Below are 16,012 nucleotides of genomic sequence, written 5' to 3'. Positions count from 1 at the left end.
GCCAGAAACCTCAGTCGGCGCGCCGGCCTTTCGAGCCCCGCGCGGCTTTGGTCGGCTGATCCGGGAAACCTTCCAGCCCGCCGAGCTCCTCGGCATCGCGTTTGATGGTCACGGAACTCAGCGCATAGGCCGCGATCAGCCGGGCTACACTGAAAGGTGCGTCGATATGGGTTCGTTCATAGCCATGGCTGGCGTCCAGACCGAAGGTGATTAATGCCGTGCGGACATCTGCGCCCCCTTCGACCGCCGAAGCATTGTCGGACCGGTAGTGCTCGAAATGGTCTCGCTGATGCCGGATGTCATGCTCTTCGCAGAGCCCGATGAGCTTTCGCGTCAGGTGAAAGTCAAAGGGGCCGGTCATATCCCCCATGGCAATCGTGACACCGGTTTCTTTCGAGCCCTGACCAGGGGCGACGGCGCCGTTGTCCACCGCCACCATGGAGGCAATGTCGTGGGTCAGGAGGGAGGATGCGCCGACGCCGACTTCCTCGGAGATCGAGAACAGGAAAATCGTATCAACCGGCGGCTCGGCATCCGCCTCCTTGAGGGCCTTGATCGCTGCCAGAAGCGCTGCCGCGCCAGCCTTGTCGTCAAGGTGGCGTGAAACGATGAAGCCGTTATCAAAGAACTCAGGCTGAGGATCGATCGCCACGATGTCGCCAATTCCCAGCTGCGCGCGTTCCGCATCTTCCCGGCTGTATATGGGCATGTCCACCCGAAGTTCGACCTGCTTCCAGCTAACGGGTTGGGTATCTATATCGTCGGCATAGACATGACCCGAGGCTTTCAGCGGAAGGATTGTCCCGCGGAAGCTGCCAGCATCGGAGAAGATTGTTGCCCGGGCGCCCTCTGCGAACCGGGACGACCAGTGACCGATCGGGGCCAACGCCAGACGGCCGTTTTCCTTCACCTCCCGAACGATGGCCCCAAGCGTGTCGATGTGGGCAATAATCCCTCTCGCGGGCTGTGAGGCCCGCCCGGCGATGCGCGCGCGGATCGCGCCCCGCCGGGTCAGCTCGGTTTCAATGCCAAGACGGTCGAGTTCCTCGGTGACCCAGCGCGCAGCAATGTCGGTATAGCCGGACGGGCTGGGGATTGAGAGCAGATGGGCGAGCGTCTCCTTGAGATACTCGGCGTCAATGTCGGGCAGCTTGGTCATCGGACGTTTTCTGTTTGGCGGTCTGTGGAAAGAGCAAGTCTATGAATCGCTCTGCGGTCGGTTGCGGTTCGTGATTGGCCAGTCCGGGGCGTTCATTCGCTTCAATGAAAATGAAGGAGTCACTGGCCGGGTCGCTGACAATATAATCCAGACCAACGACCGGTATATCCAGCCATTCGGCAGCCTTGACGGAGGCATCCGCTATGACCGGGCTGAGGTCCTCTGTGACATCATGAAGTGTGCCACCTGTATGCAGATTGGCGGTTTTCCGGACATCAATGGTGACGTCCTGAGGAAGGATGTCGTCGAGCGAGTAGCCGGCTTGCGCAACGCAGCGTTCGGTTTCGGTGTCGATCGGAATGCGGGATTCGCCATCAGTGGCGGCAATGCGCCGGCGTGAGAGACCCTCGATCAGCTTCCGGACGGGCGCTTTTCCGTCCCCGACAATGGACGGCCGTTTGCGAAGGGCTGCCGCAACCACTTCCCCGCCGATCACGATGACGCGCAGGTCATCGCCTGGTGCATAGGTCTCGACCAGAACATCGGGACACTGGTCCTTTGCGGCCCTGACGGCAGCCTCGAGCGCCTCTTCATCACTGATGCCCACAGTAACGCCTCGCCCCTGTTCACCACGGACCGGTTTGACAACCACCTGTCCGGCCTTGGACATCAGCGAAAGAACGGCGTCCCAGTCATTGGCATTCACTGCCTTTGCAACCGGCAATCCGGCCTGCTCCATCAGGCGCCGGCTGACGGACTTGTCGTCGCAACGGCTCATGGCCACGGCGCTTGTAAGTTCCGACAGGCTTTCGCGGCAGACAATTGACCGGCCGCCATGTGTCAGCCGGAAGAACCCGCCTTCCGCATCCAGAACTTCGGCCGCTATCCCGCGGCGCCGCGCCTCTTTTGTAATGATCCGCGCATACGGGTTGAGCGCCTCTTCCAGGGGCGGGCCGGTAAACAATTCTTCGTTGAAGGGGTTCTTTCGTTTGACGGCGAAAAAAGGCACGCGCTCGAAACCGAGGCGCTCATAGAGGCCGATGGCCGCCTTGTTGTCGTGCAGGACGGAGAGGTCCATGAAGCTGCAACCCCTTGCCTGGAAATAGGCCGCCAGGTGCCGGGTCAGCGCCTCTCCGATCTTCGCCAGGCGTGCCTTGGGGTCGGCTGCAAGGCACCACAGCGAACTGCCGCGTTCGGGGTCGTCAAAGGCCCGGCCATGATCAACGCCGGTCACCGTTCCGATGATTTCGCCACTGTCATTATCCTCGGCCACAAATACAGTGACGATCCGCGAATCCCGTTTGTGCCAGAGGAAGTCCGGATCGACCCGGACCATATTGTTGGCAGCATAGATCCGGTTGATCGCCTCGGCATCGCTGGCAGAAGACAGGCGCCGTATGGTGAAGCCAGCCGGCCGGTCTCTCGCAGGCTTGTAGTGGCCGAGATCCAGCCGGTAGGTGTGCGACGGATCCAGAAACAGCTCTGTTGGTGCAATGGCCAGCAGGACGTGAGGATCCCGAACGTAAAAAGCGATGTCGCGCCGGTTCTCGCCCTCATCTTTCAGCTCGGAGGCGATCGCCTCATTGTCCGGAAAGGTCTGGCAGAAGACCAGACGGCCCCAACCGCAATCCACGGTAACCCCCTCATCCTGCGCAGCGTCATGGCCGGGCGGATGGAGTCCTGACCGCCGCCGCAATCGCTCCAGCCGATGCCGGGATGCGCTGCGTTTGCGGTGCTGGGCTGGCTTTTCGCCCGAGGTCATGCGGCCATCCTGTCATGTTGTTCCAGCCACAGGGCCAAAACGCCGATCTGCCAGAGTTTAGATCCGCGCAGGGGTGTAATATGGCCTTCGGGATCGTCCAGCAGAGTATCGACATAGCCGGGCTGCACCAGTCCGCGCCCGGTAAAACCTTGCGAATTGACCGCATCCCGCACCATGTCCAGATATGGCCCGCGAAGATATTTGAGCGCCGGCATGGGGAAATATCCCTTTGGCCGGTCGATGACGGCGTGCGGTATGTGATCGCGCGCAATGGTCTTGAGGATGCCCTTGCCGCCCTCGGCCATTTTCAGGTCCGCCGGACAGCGCGCGGCAACTTCCACCAGTTCGTGATCGAGGAAAGGAACGCGGGCTTCGAGCCCATGAGCCATCGTCATGTTGTCGACGCGCTTCACCGGGTCGTCGACCAGCATGATGTGAGAGTCGATCCGCAGGGCCTTGTCGACCGGAGCCGCCGCGCCTTTCAGGTTGAAATGATCGCGCACGAAATCTGTCGAGGGGTCATCGGCGAGTATCCCGGCGGGGATCAGCTTTGCCATCTCGACCTGGTCCCGGTCAAAGAACGCCTTCCGGTAGGTTTCCAGGGGGTCATTGGCGCCTTCCATTGGCGGATACCAGTGATAACCAGCAAAGATTTCGTCAGCCCCCTGACCGGACTGCACGACTTTCACATGTTTGGACACTTCCTCGGAGAGAAGAAAGAAGCCCACACAATCATGAGAAGTCATCGGCTCGGACATGGCAGCAATAGCCCGCTCAAGGGCGGGCAGGGCGCGACCGGTTTCAACCGGAATCTTGTGGTGGATCGTCCCGAAGTGTTCGGCGACGATGTCGGAGTACTCGAATTCATCGCCCTTTTCTTCTCCGACGGTTTCAAATCCGATCGAGAAGGTGTTGAGGTCCTTTGCCCCGGCTTCCGCAAGCAGGCCGACAATCAGCGATGAATCCAGCCCGCCGGACAGCAGCACACCGACCGGCACGTCCGCAACAAGGCGCCGCCGGACGGCGGCCTTCAATTCGGCTTCAACCCGATGCCGCCAGTCTTCGGCGCTGAGCGAGGCCTCTTCCGGACGGGGATCATAATCCGGAAACCAGTATTGCTCCTGTTTCTGGCGTCCATCCGGTGCGATTTCGAGAAGGGTTGCCGGCGGCAGCTTACGGATACCCGTGAACAGTGTGTGTGGCGCAGGGACGACGGCGTGGAAACTGAAATAATGATGGAGGGCGACCGGGCTGATCGTTCGGTCAATGCCACCGGAGGCCAGAAGCGCCGGCAGCGAGGAGGCAAAACGCAATCCGCCTTCCGTATCTGCGAGATAGAGTGGCTTGATCCCCATGCGGTCGCGGGCCAGCACGGTTTTCCCGCTATCGCGTTCGGTTATGGCAAAGGCGAACATGCCATTGAAACGCTCGACGCACCGTGGCCCCCAGGCGTGATAAGCCTTCAGGATCACCTCCGTGTCCGATGTCGAGAAGAACCGGTATCCTTTTCCTTCCAGTTCCGACCGCAATTCACGGTGATTATAGATGCAGCCATTGAAGGCGAGCGTCAGGCCAAGCTCGGCGTCCTCCATGGGTTGGCGGCCAGCCTCCGACAGATCGATGATTTTCAGCCGGCGATGCGCCAGCCCCGCCGCGCCGCGAAGCACAAGCCCACCACCGTCAGGTCCTCGCGGCACCATGACTTCCGCCATCCTGTCCAGCACCAATGGATCGGCCGGTTTTCCATCAAACTTCAAGTCGCCAGCAATGCCGCACATAAATTACTTACCTCTGTACTATAAGTATTATCGCAATATTTAATCCCGCCCCGGCGGGGCGCTCTCGACAGCTCGTAGATATAAACATGTCATATCTAAATCAAGGCCATGCAAAGGGGGTGTTCGATGGGAAGATTAACACTATCAATGTGCGGATACAGGCCTTTCTGTGGTTGATTTTTAGAAAGGAACCATTATGTCCTGCCTGTCCAATTATTGAAAGCAGCAGAAATCGCCCGCGCTATGACGTCGGGCGTAGAAGGAGTTTTAGTGAACCGCTTCAACCGTAAACGCCAACCTATCCTGGGCCGCATCGCCGCGGTCACCGCGCCGAATTTTGATGCCGACGAGTTTTCCCGGGCGACACGCCCGCTTGAGCAGCAGGGCTTTGCTGTTGCCGTGGTGTCCAACACCAGCGGAATGCTGACCGGCCGGACCGAACAGGGGCAGGACGTCAATTTCGTACCGGCCTCGACAGTTGGCGACATGGAGTTTGACGGTTATTGCGCGCTCGTACTCCCGGGCAATTCCCACAATATCGGAGAATCGACGCAAGCTGCCCTCGCCAAGTTTCTCGGCGACGGCAAGCCGGTGATTGCGCTTTCCGGTGACGTGCCGCTTTTGGCTGCCGCCGCGAATTCGCCGGAAGTTGCTGACGCCGGCGTTGCGATTTCCATGAATGGAAAAGTCTTCGCCGCCCGCGGAATCGAGGCCTCTGCAGAGGCTGTCGAGGTCTTTGCCCAGGCTTTGGCCGCCTGAAATCAGGAAATCGGATAACCGGTAGAGACAGGCCGCGCCGATCAGGCGCGGCCTTTTTCATTCCGGACACAAAAGCTCTCACGCCCTTGTGACATACCGGGGGATGAAATCAGTTTTCATCATCACCATATTCCCGTTGCGAGTGAGACGGAGCCTCCCCATGTACCGGATTATCTCGGTTGGACTGGCCGTGGTTCTGCTTGCGGCGATGGCCGCACTATGGGCCAGCGATGGCCGGTCCAGCCTTTACATAGCCTGATCCCGGCAGGGATGGGCACAACTGAAACAGGCCTCTCTTGTGCGTCCCCCCAGCCTGCCTCGGAGGCCTGCAGGCACCGCCGGGCACTCCCCTGTCCCCGCCCGGCGGTGCCGCTTCTGCCCTTTGCTGAAACTTCGCGGTCGATTGCGCTTGATTAACCATTCCTGTTGCAGGAGTAAGGGGTCAACGCCGGTCAGCCTGTCGGCTGCGCAATCGGGCGGGCCGGTTATATTCTTTGCGCGCAAAACGAGCCGCCCAATGACCGCTGTTGTCGCTACTGCTCAGGCCTATACCTCCTCGACATTCAAGAAAGCCGCCAGAAAAGTCTGGCAAAAGAAATTCGGCGGCGAACCGGATGTGGCCGCACAGACTTTCCTTGACCAGGTCCAGGGCGATGCTCTGGCCGAGGATCTCGACGGGATCAGTGCGGCAAGGCTGGCCGAACAGGCCGCCGAGTTCTGGGATTGGGCCAGCGGGCTGGACGATGGTGCCATTCATGTCCGCACGCGTCCGTCGGAATACGGAGCCGCCACATCCATCCGCCGGGATGTAATCGAAATCGTCGGACCTGACAGACCTTTCCTGGTTGATTCGGTGATGGGGGAGGTCGGTGCCCAGGGCCTCGACGTGCTGGCCATGTTCCATCCGATCGTCCCGGCCGAACCCGACGGCGAGGGGGATAAATGGCGGGCCCTGAGCCTGATCCAGGTGCATGTTGAGCCGCTCGACGAGGTCACACGCGAAGTGCTTGCCGAGGCGGTTCGGGCTGCCATGGACGATGTTCGTCTGGCGACCGACGACTTCAAGAGCATGCGGGCCGCGATGAACATGGCGATTGCGCATGTCGAGGATGCCAATACGCCTGCCGGGCCAGAAGAAAAGTCCGAGGCCCTCGAATTCCTGCGCTGGCTGCGCGACGATCATTTCGCGTTTCTCGGCTGCCGTGTCTATCAGTTCGAGGTCGACGAAAAGGGCAAGATGTCCAGCCGGGAGCCAAGTGTTCAACCGGGTTCGGGTATGGGCATATTGCGGGATCCGGATCGCCAGGTTCTGCGCAAGGGCAATGAGCCGGCACTGCTGACCCCGGCGATCGAGACTTTCCTCAACGAGCCATCACCGATCATTGTGGCCAAGGCCAATATCAAGTCGCGCGTCCACCGCCGGGTCTACATGGATTATATTGGCGTCAAGCGTTACCGCGAGGATGGTGCGGTTGTCGGAGAGGCCCGTTTTGTCGGCCTGTTTACAGCCGAGGCCTATGACCGCATGGCGCGGGATGTGCCGCTGATCCGGCGCAAGGTACGCCGGGTTCTCGAGCGCGCCGGCAAGATTCCCGGCACGCACTCGGAAAAGAAACTCCGCAATATTGTCGAGAATTACCCGCGCGACGAGCTGTTTCAGACCGACGAGGATGATCTCCTCAAGATCGGTCTTGGCATCCTGCACTTGCAGGACCGTCCGCGCACTAAATTGCTGGTGCGGCGGGACCGGTTCGACCGATTTGTCTCCTGCCTGCTTTTCGTACCGCGAGACCGCTACAATTCCCGCGTCCGGGAGCAGGCCGGCGAGTTGATCCGGGCCTCGTTCGAAGGGCGGATGTCGGCCTTCTATCCGCATTTCGGTGACGGGCCGCTGGCCCGTGTGCACTACATTATCGGTCTGAATCCCAACGACCACCCGGAACCGGACCTCCTTGATCTTGAACGCCAGATCGTGGCGCTCGCAAGGACATGGGAAGACGAGTTTGTGGCCGAAGGCCGCCGCGGCCTGCCGGATGAGTTGCGTCACCGCCTGACGGCTTATGATCACGCTTTTTCAGCAGGTTACCGCGAACAGTTTGCTCCGGCGCAGGGCATTGCGGACATGATGCGGATAGAGGCGTTGGCAGACGGCACAAAGGTCGGCGCCCGCCTCTACCGGATTGATGGTGAGGATTCCTCGACGCTTCGCCTGAAAATTTACCGGCGGGACGAGCCGACCCATCTGTCGGAAGTCATGCCGGTTCTCGAGAATATGGGTCTGAACGTTATCCAGGAATCAGGCTTCGAGGTGCAGCGTGGCAGCGAGACAGACTCCGAACCCATTGTCTATATACATGATTTCGAGATGCGGTCTGACGCGCTGGCGGATCGCGATGTTTCCGAGTTCTCGGCCGCATTTGAAGACGCGCTTCTGGCCGTTATCGCCAACAAGGCAGAGGATGACGGCTTCAATCGCCTGATCCTCATACTAGGCGTGAGCTGGCGCGAGGCAGCGGTTCTACGCGCTCTTTCGCGCTACCGCCAGCAGACCGGGCTTGATCCTTCACAGGCCATCCAGGAGGAAGCGCTGGCGGAAAATCCCGCTATCGCCCGCCGATTGCTCAACCTGTTCGACACGCGCTTCAATCCTGCGCTTGATCTCGACATTGAGGGCCGCAAGGAGAAGGCGGCCGGCATTGGCAAGGAGATTCGCAGCCATCTGGAGAAGGTTGCGTCTATCGACCATGACCGCGTGCTCCGGCGGCTCTTGCGGCTTCTCGAAGCGACGCTTCGGACCAATTATTTCCAGACGGCGGAAAACGGGCATCCCAAGGCTCACATCTCGTTCAAGATCGCCAGCCGGGAAGTCGAGGAATTGCCGCTTCCAAAGCCCTATCGCGAGATCTTTGTCTGGGCCCCGAATGTCGAAGGCGTCCATATCCGCTTCGGACCGGTGGCGCGGGGCGGCCTGCGCTGGTCGGATCGCCGGGATGATTTCCGGACCGAGGTCCTGGGGCTGGTGAAAGCCCAGCAGGTCAAGAATGCGGTTATCGTCCCGGTCGGGTCAAAGGGCGGTTTTTATCCCAAACAGCTGCCACGTTCCGGATCGCGTGATGAATGGCTGGCAGAGGGCCAGAGCGCATATCGCACCTTTATTCGCGGCCTGCTCGACATCACCGATAACATTTCCGAGGACGTTGTCGAACATCCCGAGAATGTCGTTATCTGGGATGGTGAAGATCCCTATCTTGTCGTTGCAGCTGACAAGGGAACGGCGACATTCTCGGACATCGCCAATGGCGTTGCGACCGATGAGTATGATTTCTGGCTGGGTGATGCTTTCGCTTCCGGTGGCTCGGCCGGCTATGACCACAAAAAGATGGGCATTACCGCGCGCGGTGCCTGGGAATCGGTCAAGCGGCATTTCCGCGAACTCGGAAAGGACATCCAGAACGAGACATTCACGGTGGCTGGCGTCGGTGACATGTCTGGTGATGTGTTCGGCAATGGCATGCTCCTGTCACGCAAGATCAAGCTGGTCGCTGCCTTCGACCATCGCGATATCTTTATTGATCCGGATCCGGCCGATTGCGAGGCCGCTTTCGAGGAACGCAAACGCCTTTTCGAACTGCCACGCTCCAGCTGGCAGGACTATGACAAGAAGCTGATTTCCAAGGGAGGCGGAATTTTCCCGCGCTCGGAAAAATCCATCAAGCTGTCGAAGGAGATCCGGGCGCTTCTCGGTATAGAGGAAACCCAGCTTTCACCGCCGGAACTGATGTCCGCCATCCTGAGGGCGCCAGTCGAACTTCTGTGGTTTGGCGGGATTGGAACCTATGTGAAGGCCTCCAGCCAGCAACACTGGGAAGTTGGTGACAAGGCGAATGATTCCATCCGTATCAATGCCGCTGAGGTTGGTGCCAAGGTGATTGGCGAAGGGGCCAATCTGGGGTTCACCCAAATGGCGCGTATCGAATTCGACCGGGCCGATGGGCGCGTCAATGCCGACTTTGTCGACAATTCTGCAGGCGTCGATACATCTGACCATGAGGTCAACATCAAGATCCTGCTCAGCCCGCTTCTGCGCTCCGGCGATATGTCCCGCGAGGCACGCGACAAATTGCTGGGCGGCATGACAGATGATGTTGCCGAGCATGTTCTCCGGCACAATTACGATCAGACCCTGGCGCTGACGCTCGCCGAGAATGATGCACCGTCGGATGTCGATGCCCATGAGCGCTTCATGGCGAGGCTCGAAAGAACAGGGCGCCTTGATCGCGCGGTCGAGAATCTGCCGACCGGAGACGGTATGAGGGCCTTGAAAGAACAGGGCATGGCTCTGACCCGCCCCGAGCTGGCCGTTCTGATCTCCTATGCCAAGATCACGACTTTTGACAAACTGGTCGCGTCGAATGTGCCGGACGATCCGCACTTCGAAGCCATGCTGACCGGCTATTTCCCGCACGATCTCGCCGGCTTCGAGGATCAGATGTCCAGCCACCGGCTACGCCGCGAAATCATTTCGACGGTGCTGGCCAACGACATGATCAATCTGGGCGGTCCCACCTTCGTGCACCGCGCCATCGAGTCGACCGGTGCGGACCCGGAACAGGTTGCGCGGGCATTCGAGGCCGGACGAAAGATTTTCCGCTTCTCGGAAATGACAGACCGGATCAACAAGCTCGACAACCGGGCTCCGGCGGGCGTTCAGATTACACTTCACCGTGAGATTATCCGCCTCCTCCGGCGCCAGACCTACTGGCTCGCTCGCCGTGCCCGTGCTCAAGAGGGTGGAAATGTCACGCCGATCCGCGAGCTGATCGAGGCCTACCGCCCGGGTGTCGACAAGCTGCGGGAAACGGCGATCGATATCATCTCGACCTATGAACGGGAACATGTAGAGGCCCGCACCGAAGCCTATGTCGAGGCTGGTGCACCAAAGGATCTGGCGCATGACATCGCTGTGCTCCGGCCGCTGACTTCATCGTCAGATGTTGTCGACCTGGCCTTGCGCGAGGACTGGCCACTGGAATCGGCCGGCTATGTCTATCATGCCGCCGGCGCCCGTTTCTCGACTGACAAATTGCGCGGTCTGGGCTCGGAAGTGTCGTCCGATCTGCACTGGGACCGCCTTGCGGTCCGCCGCCTGATCGAGGACCTCTATGCCAGCCAGCAGGCGATTTCTGCGTCCATGATGCGTTTTGCACGATCGGCTGGGGGCACGCTGCAGACCGGCGTCGAGGCGCCGACGCGCGAATGGGCGGACGACCTACTGGATGCCTGGTGTATCCAGAATGACGTCGAGGCCGGCCGTTTCGACAGTGCGCTCGAGGAACTGGAAACCACCGGGGCCTGGACCTTGTCCAAGCTGGCAATTGCGTCAACCCAGTTGCGGGAGCTGGCTCAGTCGGCAGAGCCCTGATCGGCAAGAAGATGACGTCTGAGAAAGTCCTGGAACGCCTGATGGGCGATCCGGGCCTTTTCCTCATCATAGATCAGGGTTGAGGTCGGATGATGATCCGGCTCGTCGAAGGCGTGTGTTGCATCCGGCACATAGCGCCATCTGACGTCATTTCCCCAGCCGATCTGCCGTTTGAAGACTTCGACGGCATCCTCGTCATTGCAGATCGTATCGCCATGAACCAGTACGCCTTCGACCGGAATATCCGCTGTCCAGGGGAGGCGCCGCGATCGCGCCGGAAAACTGGAATAGGGGTACATGGCAAATATCGCCCTGATACCGTCCAGCCCCTGCGAAGGGATGTGCGTCAGCGAGGCCGGCAATTTTCCGGCACGATCCAGAGCCAGCGCTTCCAGCGCCGTCCAGCTGCCATGGCTCCAACCGGCGATCGCCAGTCGCGTGGCGTCTACACGGGGGTCGTTGCGCATGATTTCCAGCACGGCGTACAGATCCCCGGTGCGCTCATGAGCCCGCAGCCGCGCCCCCGTGCAGACGCTTTCCAGAGCATCCTCATAGGAAATACCGCGTGGGCCAAGGGAATCCGGAACGAATGCCATGACGCCGAGATCAACCGCCAGCCTGGCAAAGACCGGCATGTTGGGGCGCACGCCGCCGCACCCGTGCAACAACATGATTGCCGGAAACGGGCCGTCGCCTTCGGGCGCATAGATCCTGGTATGCTCTCGCATGGCGGTCACCATGTCCTCCAGGGGCTGTTTTGCCACCGGTATCAGGAGGCCACGCTTGTACAGCCGCAGAACAATGAATACGGCCGCGGCGATAGCGGCAAGCAGCGCGAAGAGTGAAAACCAGCCCATTTCCCCTTGATGAGCGAGGAGCGGGCCCGGGTAAAGTCAGTCTTGTGTGGCCTGGAGAATTTCGATCATGCGGAGACGCAGCCGCTCCGCTGCGGCGGCATCATATTGCATGCGAAAATCAATCGCCGGGGCATCCGTGTCATCAAAGGCGTGAGTCAGTCCGTTCCAGACGGAAAAATTGAAATCGGCCCTATTGGCTACGGCTTGCTCTGCCAGTCGGACGCAATCGCCATACGGCGCGACCATGTCGCGCCCTGCCAGAATCATATCGACAGGCGGCAATCCCGAACCCATGCGTCCGGCCGCCCGGGCCGGGAAACCACAATAGGGATAGATCGGCACGACATTTGCCACGCCATCAAGCGATAGCGATTGAGCGACCAGTGCCGGGGGCGCGATCCCGTCGCTGACATAGCTCAATGCATCAAGAAGGCTCCAGCCCCCATGACTCCATCCGAAGAGGACCAGCCGGTCAGGGTCGACACCACCGGTCTGCCACGCAATCTCGATCGCGGCAAAGACGTCGGCAGCGCGTTCCTGGCCCGTCAACCGGGTCGCCGTGCAGACCTGCGTCATCGCTTCCAGCCGGCCAATGCCTCTCGGTTCAAAAGAATCCACGACCAGCACCGCAAAGCCCGCATCCTGAAGGGCCTCGGCATGGTCGAAATGCATGGGGCGGCGGCCGCCACAGCCATGAAAGAAGATCGCGGCCGGAACCGGCGTCTGTGTTCTCTCAGGCAGGAATACAGTGACGCCCGGCGCAATCAGATCGATCTGCTGGTCCAATGTCCGCTGGGGCACGAAAAGCCCTGACAGGCTCTGGGCTGCGGCAGCGGCAAATACCAGGATGCCGCCCAGAAGGACAAAGCCGGTCCGGATCAGCCAGCGGTGCATCGCCTAGTGCCGGAAATGACGCATGCCGGTGAAGACCATGGTCACGCCGGCTTCCTCGGCTGCGGCGATGACATCGGCATCACGCACCGAACCGCCCGGCTGGATGACACTTGTCGCGCCAGCCTCGACGGCCGCCAGAAGGCCGTCAGCGAACGGGAAGAAGGCGTCCGATGCGCAGGCCGAGCCGATCGTGGCGGGTTGATCCCAGCCATTTTCCCTGGCGATATCGACGGCCTTTCGAGCCGCCAGCCTCGCGGCTTCGACGCGGCTGGTCTGCCCCATGCCGATGCCTGTGGTCATGCCATCCTTGGCATAGACAATAGCATTCGATTTCACATGCTTGCAGACCGTCCAGGCGAACAGCATGTCCCGGACGGTTTCATCGTCAGGCTGCTGCTCGGTCACGGTTTTCAGCGCATCAGCGTTGACCTGTCCGCGATCACGCTCCTGCACCAGCATGCCGCCCGCCACCGTCTTGGCGGTCCAGCTCTCCTCGGAAGGATCCGGCATCTCGCCAGTCAGCATGACTCGCAGATTGGCCTTGTTGGCCAGAATTTCCAGCGCCGCCTTGCTGGCGCCCGGCGCGATGATCACTTCGAGAAACAGGTTTGTCAGCGCGTCAGCGGTTTCTGCGTCGATCTCGCGGTTGAAGGCAACGATACCGCCGAAAGCCGAGACCGGATCGGCCATCAGCGCCCGGTCCCAGGCATCCCGGACGGTCTTGCCAAGCGCCACACCACAGGGGTTGGCGTGCTTGACGATGACACAAACCGGTTCATCGATGAATTCTGCGGCCAGTTCGAACGCCGCATCTGCGTCCGCAAGATTGTTATAGGAAAGCGCTTTTCCCTGAACGATCCGGGCCGTTGCAACACCCGGTCGCTTCGAGCCCGCAGCATAGAAGGCGGCATTCTGGTGAGGGTTTTCCCCATAGCGCAGCGTCGAGATGAGCTGGCCGCCAAACGTCCGATAATCCGGAGATGCCTCGCCGATCTGCGCAGCAAACCAACCGGAGACCGCGGCATCATAGGCGCCGGTGCGGGCATAGGCCTTGGCGGCCAGCGCCTTGCGGAGCGTGAGCGGTGTGGCGCCATTATTCTCGTCCATCGCATCCAGAACCGCATCGGCATCATCATTGTCGACACAGACGGCGACAAAGGGGTGGTTCTTTGCGGCAGCGCGCAGCATGGCGGGGCCGCCGATATCGATATTCTCGATACAGGTCTCGAAATCCTCACCCGCATCCACCGTCGCCTCGAACGGGTAAAGATTGACGAAGAGGAGATCAATCTCGGGGATGTTGTGTTCGCTCATGGCGGCCCGGTCGGCTTCATGGCTCCTGCGGCCAAGAAGGCCACCATGCACGACGGGGTGCAATGTCTTCAGCCGGCCATCCATCATTTCGGGAAAGCCAGTGACCTCGCTGACATCGCGCGCAGCGATGCCGGCCTTCTGCAGGGCGCGCAGGGTGCCGCCCGTCGACAGGATTTCCACGCCGAGCGCAACGAGACGGCGCGCCCGTTCCTCCAGTCCGTCCTTATCGGACAAGGAAATCAGGGCGCGGCGGATGGTGACAAGATCGGGAGAGCTCATTTCGGGGCGATTCCTTGGTCGTGATGGCGCGTCGATTATCACGCCAGGAGGCCGGCGCAAAGACGTGAACGCTTACGTTCCGCCGACCCGGCCCAGCCTCTGAAAGGCCCAGCGCACCCGGTTCGGCGGGCGCTCACCGGCACCGAAGGGTTCGGCTTCGCTCTGGACAACGATCTGGGAGGTTCGTTTGGGCGTGCCGCCGGACGCAAGATAGACGCTCCGTTCGATACGGACTGGCCCGCCATCGGTGCGGAATCGCCAGCCATCGCCATTTCCCAGAACCAGTAGAGCGCTCATGCCATCGCGAGCCAGGGAGGCTTTGACATCCGGATGAAGATGGAAGCGGATGGCAAACCGGAAGCGCTGGTCGACTTCGTCGGGGGGGCCGTCTTCGACCGGTCTGTAAAGGCCGTCCTCTCCCCTCAGATCTCCGCCGTCCGCAGCGAGAAAAATGCGCCGCCGATGCAAAAGCCCGAAGGTCTCGCGATATCCGTCATGACTCGCTTCAAGCCAGGTGCCGATATCTTCCTCGTTCCGGCGTGCGGTTACCTGCACAGGCTGGTCCTCGAAGCGCGGCCCCATCAATTGACGCCGCCATCCCCGCGGAATCAGCCGTGCTGAGGATGTTTCCTCAATGGTCAGCGTTGAATGGGCCGCAGTCGCCCTCACCGCCTCACGCCAGCTTTCGGGTTGCTCATCGGTCCAGCCGCAATTGACAACGATCCGGTGACCGCCAGCAGACAATTCGAATGCCTGGGTGCTGGCATGAGCTGACGCCGAAGCCACACCCTGAGCGGGTTTCCCCACATCCATTACCAGGATAGCGCCCCCGGCCTCGATGCGCTGATAGCCGCTATTCGGGGCAAATCCGAATGATCGCGATCCGGTATCGCGGGCAGCCAATGCGTGGTCAATCGTCCGGCGATCACCTTCGCCGCCGCCATGGAAGGAGCAAAGGCCACCATCGCCCATGCGGAAGAAGCGTACGATCGGGGCGATACGATCAATGGCTCTGCTGATTTTTTCCGGCGTATCGCGGTTCGCATGAGCTTCGGCAGTATCGATCAGCGTCAAAAGGGTCAGAACCTCAACAGCAGTGGAGGGTGCCCGGCTGATATGACCACCATCGGTCTGAATCTGGCGTGGTAATTCGGTATCCAGTAGCCGCTGTCCGGACTGGCGCAGCCCGTCCATATCCAGCACGGCCCCGGATAACATAAGCGCCACACCGCCCCGCAGCCTGTCGAGTCCGGGCCGGGCATGGCGAATTGAACGGCGTAAATGCCGGGCCTGTCGGTGGAGGGCCTGTATCCGCTCGGGATTGTCCCTGAAAACGGCAGGAGCCAATGACCAGTTGATCAGGCGCCGCGCGCTGATTTCCGGCGCCCAGGCAAAGCTGTTCCAACGGGCATAATGTTTGATCCAGCAATCAACGAGGTGACCTGCTTGCGCCGGCGCATCGGCATCCTGGCAGGCCAGCAGATCGCGCAGCCAGTCAAAGCTGTGAAGAGCGAGGGCAAAGCGCCGTGAAGGCATGGGCTGGGAAAACGGGTCATCATCGTCCAGCACATGTCCGGAAAAACCGAACCGGCCGTTGAGAATCGCTGCGCCCCGGGCAGTGCTGGTCCCGCGAATGTCTTTCAGCGAGTGGGAAAAAGCCGTTTTCGGTACGCTGCCAGACAATACCGAACGGGCGGCGCCAAGCGAATTCAGCGTATCGAAGATTTCGCGCCGGAATCGACGGTTTGCCGCTTGCGCATAATCTCCAAGGCGCACCAGGCCTGTCAT

Annotated in this window: 9 protein-coding genes; 2 read left to right on the top strand and 7 right to left on the bottom strand. The window is 60.6% G+C overall.

Features of this window, described 5'->3' with window-relative positions; genetic code table 11:
- Nucleotides 1-10: 10 nt before the first annotated feature.
- From V0U79_RS09295 to V0U79_RS09285, 3 genes are read right to left on the bottom strand one after another with little or no spacing between them, the layout of a single operon-like run.
- Nucleotides 11-1,159: an osmoprotectant NAGGN system M42 family peptidase gene (locus tag V0U79_RS09295; protein WP_330199224.1), complete on the bottom strand. Its 1,149-nt coding sequence runs from the start codon at nt 1,157-1,159 to the stop codon at nt 11-13.
- Nucleotides 1,137-2,921: an N-acetylglutaminylglutamine synthetase gene (gene ngg / locus V0U79_RS09290; RefSeq protein ID WP_330199223.1), complete on the bottom strand. Its 1,785-nt coding sequence runs from the start codon at nt 2,919-2,921 to the stop codon at nt 1,137-1,139. Before ngg ends, V0U79_RS09295 begins: the two co-directional genes overlap by 23 nt.
- Nucleotides 2,918-4,699 carry an N-acetylglutaminylglutamine amidotransferase gene (locus tag V0U79_RS09285; protein ID WP_330199222.1) on the bottom strand — a complete coding sequence of 594 codons (1,782 nt, stop codon included), beginning with the start codon at nt 4,697-4,699 and terminating at the stop codon, nt 2,918-2,920. Before V0U79_RS09285 ends, ngg begins: the two co-directional genes overlap by 4 nt.
- A gap of 270 nt (nt 4,700-4,969) precedes the next feature.
- On the opposite strand from V0U79_RS09285, the gene V0U79_RS09280 reads away from it, so the two are divergent.
- Complete coding sequence (locus V0U79_RS09280; protein WP_330199221.1) at nt 4,970-5,458, top strand: hypothetical protein; 489 nt, start codon at nt 4,970-4,972, stop codon at nt 5,456-5,458.
- 517 nt (nt 5,459-5,975) lie between these two features.
- Nucleotides 5,976-10,880 (top strand): NAD-glutamate dehydrogenase, encoded by a 4,905-nt coding sequence (locus V0U79_RS09275; protein WP_330199220.1) that lies wholly within the window; start codon nt 5,976-5,978, stop codon nt 10,878-10,880.
- Here the strand turns inward: V0U79_RS09275 and V0U79_RS09270 are convergent.
- The 4 genes from V0U79_RS09270 to V0U79_RS09255 form a co-directional block, all read right to left on the bottom strand.
- On the bottom strand, nt 10,862-11,737 hold the full coding sequence (locus tag V0U79_RS09270; RefSeq protein ID WP_330199219.1) for a dienelactone hydrolase family protein: 876 nt from the start codon (nt 11,735-11,737) through the stop codon (nt 10,862-10,864). The genes V0U79_RS09275 and V0U79_RS09270 overlap by 19 nt on opposite strands.
- 36 nt (nt 11,738-11,773) lie before the next feature.
- Nucleotides 11,774-12,631, bottom strand: a complete 858-nt coding sequence (locus V0U79_RS09265) for a dienelactone hydrolase family protein (protein ID WP_330199218.1) — start codon at nt 12,629-12,631, stop codon at nt 11,774-11,776.
- A gap of 3 nt (nt 12,632-12,634) precedes the next feature.
- The gene (gene purH / locus V0U79_RS09260; RefSeq protein WP_330199217.1) at nt 12,635-14,224 is read right to left on the bottom strand and encodes a bifunctional phosphoribosylaminoimidazolecarboxamide formyltransferase/IMP cyclohydrolase; all 1,590 of its coding nucleotides are present in this window, start codon (nt 14,222-14,224) and stop codon (nt 12,635-12,637) included.
- A 72-nt stretch (nt 14,225-14,296) separates the two neighbouring features.
- Nucleotides 14,297-16,012, bottom strand: coding sequence for a heparinase II/III family protein (locus V0U79_RS09255; protein ID WP_330199216.1), 1,716 nt, complete (start codon nt 16,010-16,012; stop codon nt 14,297-14,299).

This window comes from Hyphobacterium lacteum, from assembly GCF_036330345.1.
Taxonomy (GTDB): domain Bacteria; phylum Pseudomonadota; class Alphaproteobacteria; order Caulobacterales; family Maricaulaceae; genus Hyphobacterium; species Hyphobacterium lacteum.
This window is presented reverse-complemented; position numbering and strand designations above follow the sequence as displayed.

What these genes read in the sequence shown, in the direction of transcription:
- V0U79_RS09265 (WP_330199218.1), bottom strand. Translation starts at nt 12,631, where the DNA reads ATGCACCGCTGGCTGATCCGGACCGGCTTTGTCCTTCTGGGCGGCATC.
- ngg (WP_330199223.1), bottom strand. Translation starts at nt 2,921, where the DNA reads ATGACCTCGGGCGAAAAGCCAGCCCAGCACCGCAAACGCAGCGCATCC.
- V0U79_RS09270 (WP_330199219.1), bottom strand. Translation starts at nt 11,737, where the DNA reads ATGGGCTGGTTTTCACTCTTCGCGCTGCTTGCCGCTATCGCCGCGGCC.
- purH (WP_330199217.1), bottom strand. Translation starts at nt 14,224, where the DNA reads ATGAGCTCTCCCGATCTTGTCACCATCCGCCGCGCCCTGATTTCCTTG.
- V0U79_RS09285 (WP_330199222.1), bottom strand. Translation starts at nt 4,699, where the DNA reads ATGTGCGGCATTGCTGGCGACTTGAAGTTTGATGGAAAACCGGCCGAT.
- V0U79_RS09275 (WP_330199220.1), top strand. Translation starts at nt 5,976, where the DNA reads ATGACCGCTGTTGTCGCTACTGCTCAGGCCTATACCTCCTCGACATTC.
- V0U79_RS09255 (WP_330199216.1), bottom strand. Translation starts at nt 16,012, where the DNA reads ATGACAGGCCTGGTGCGCCTTGGAGATTATGCGCAAGCGGCAAACCGT.
- V0U79_RS09295 (WP_330199224.1), bottom strand. Translation starts at nt 1,159, where the DNA reads ATGACCAAGCTGCCCGACATTGACGCCGAGTATCTCAAGGAGACGCTC.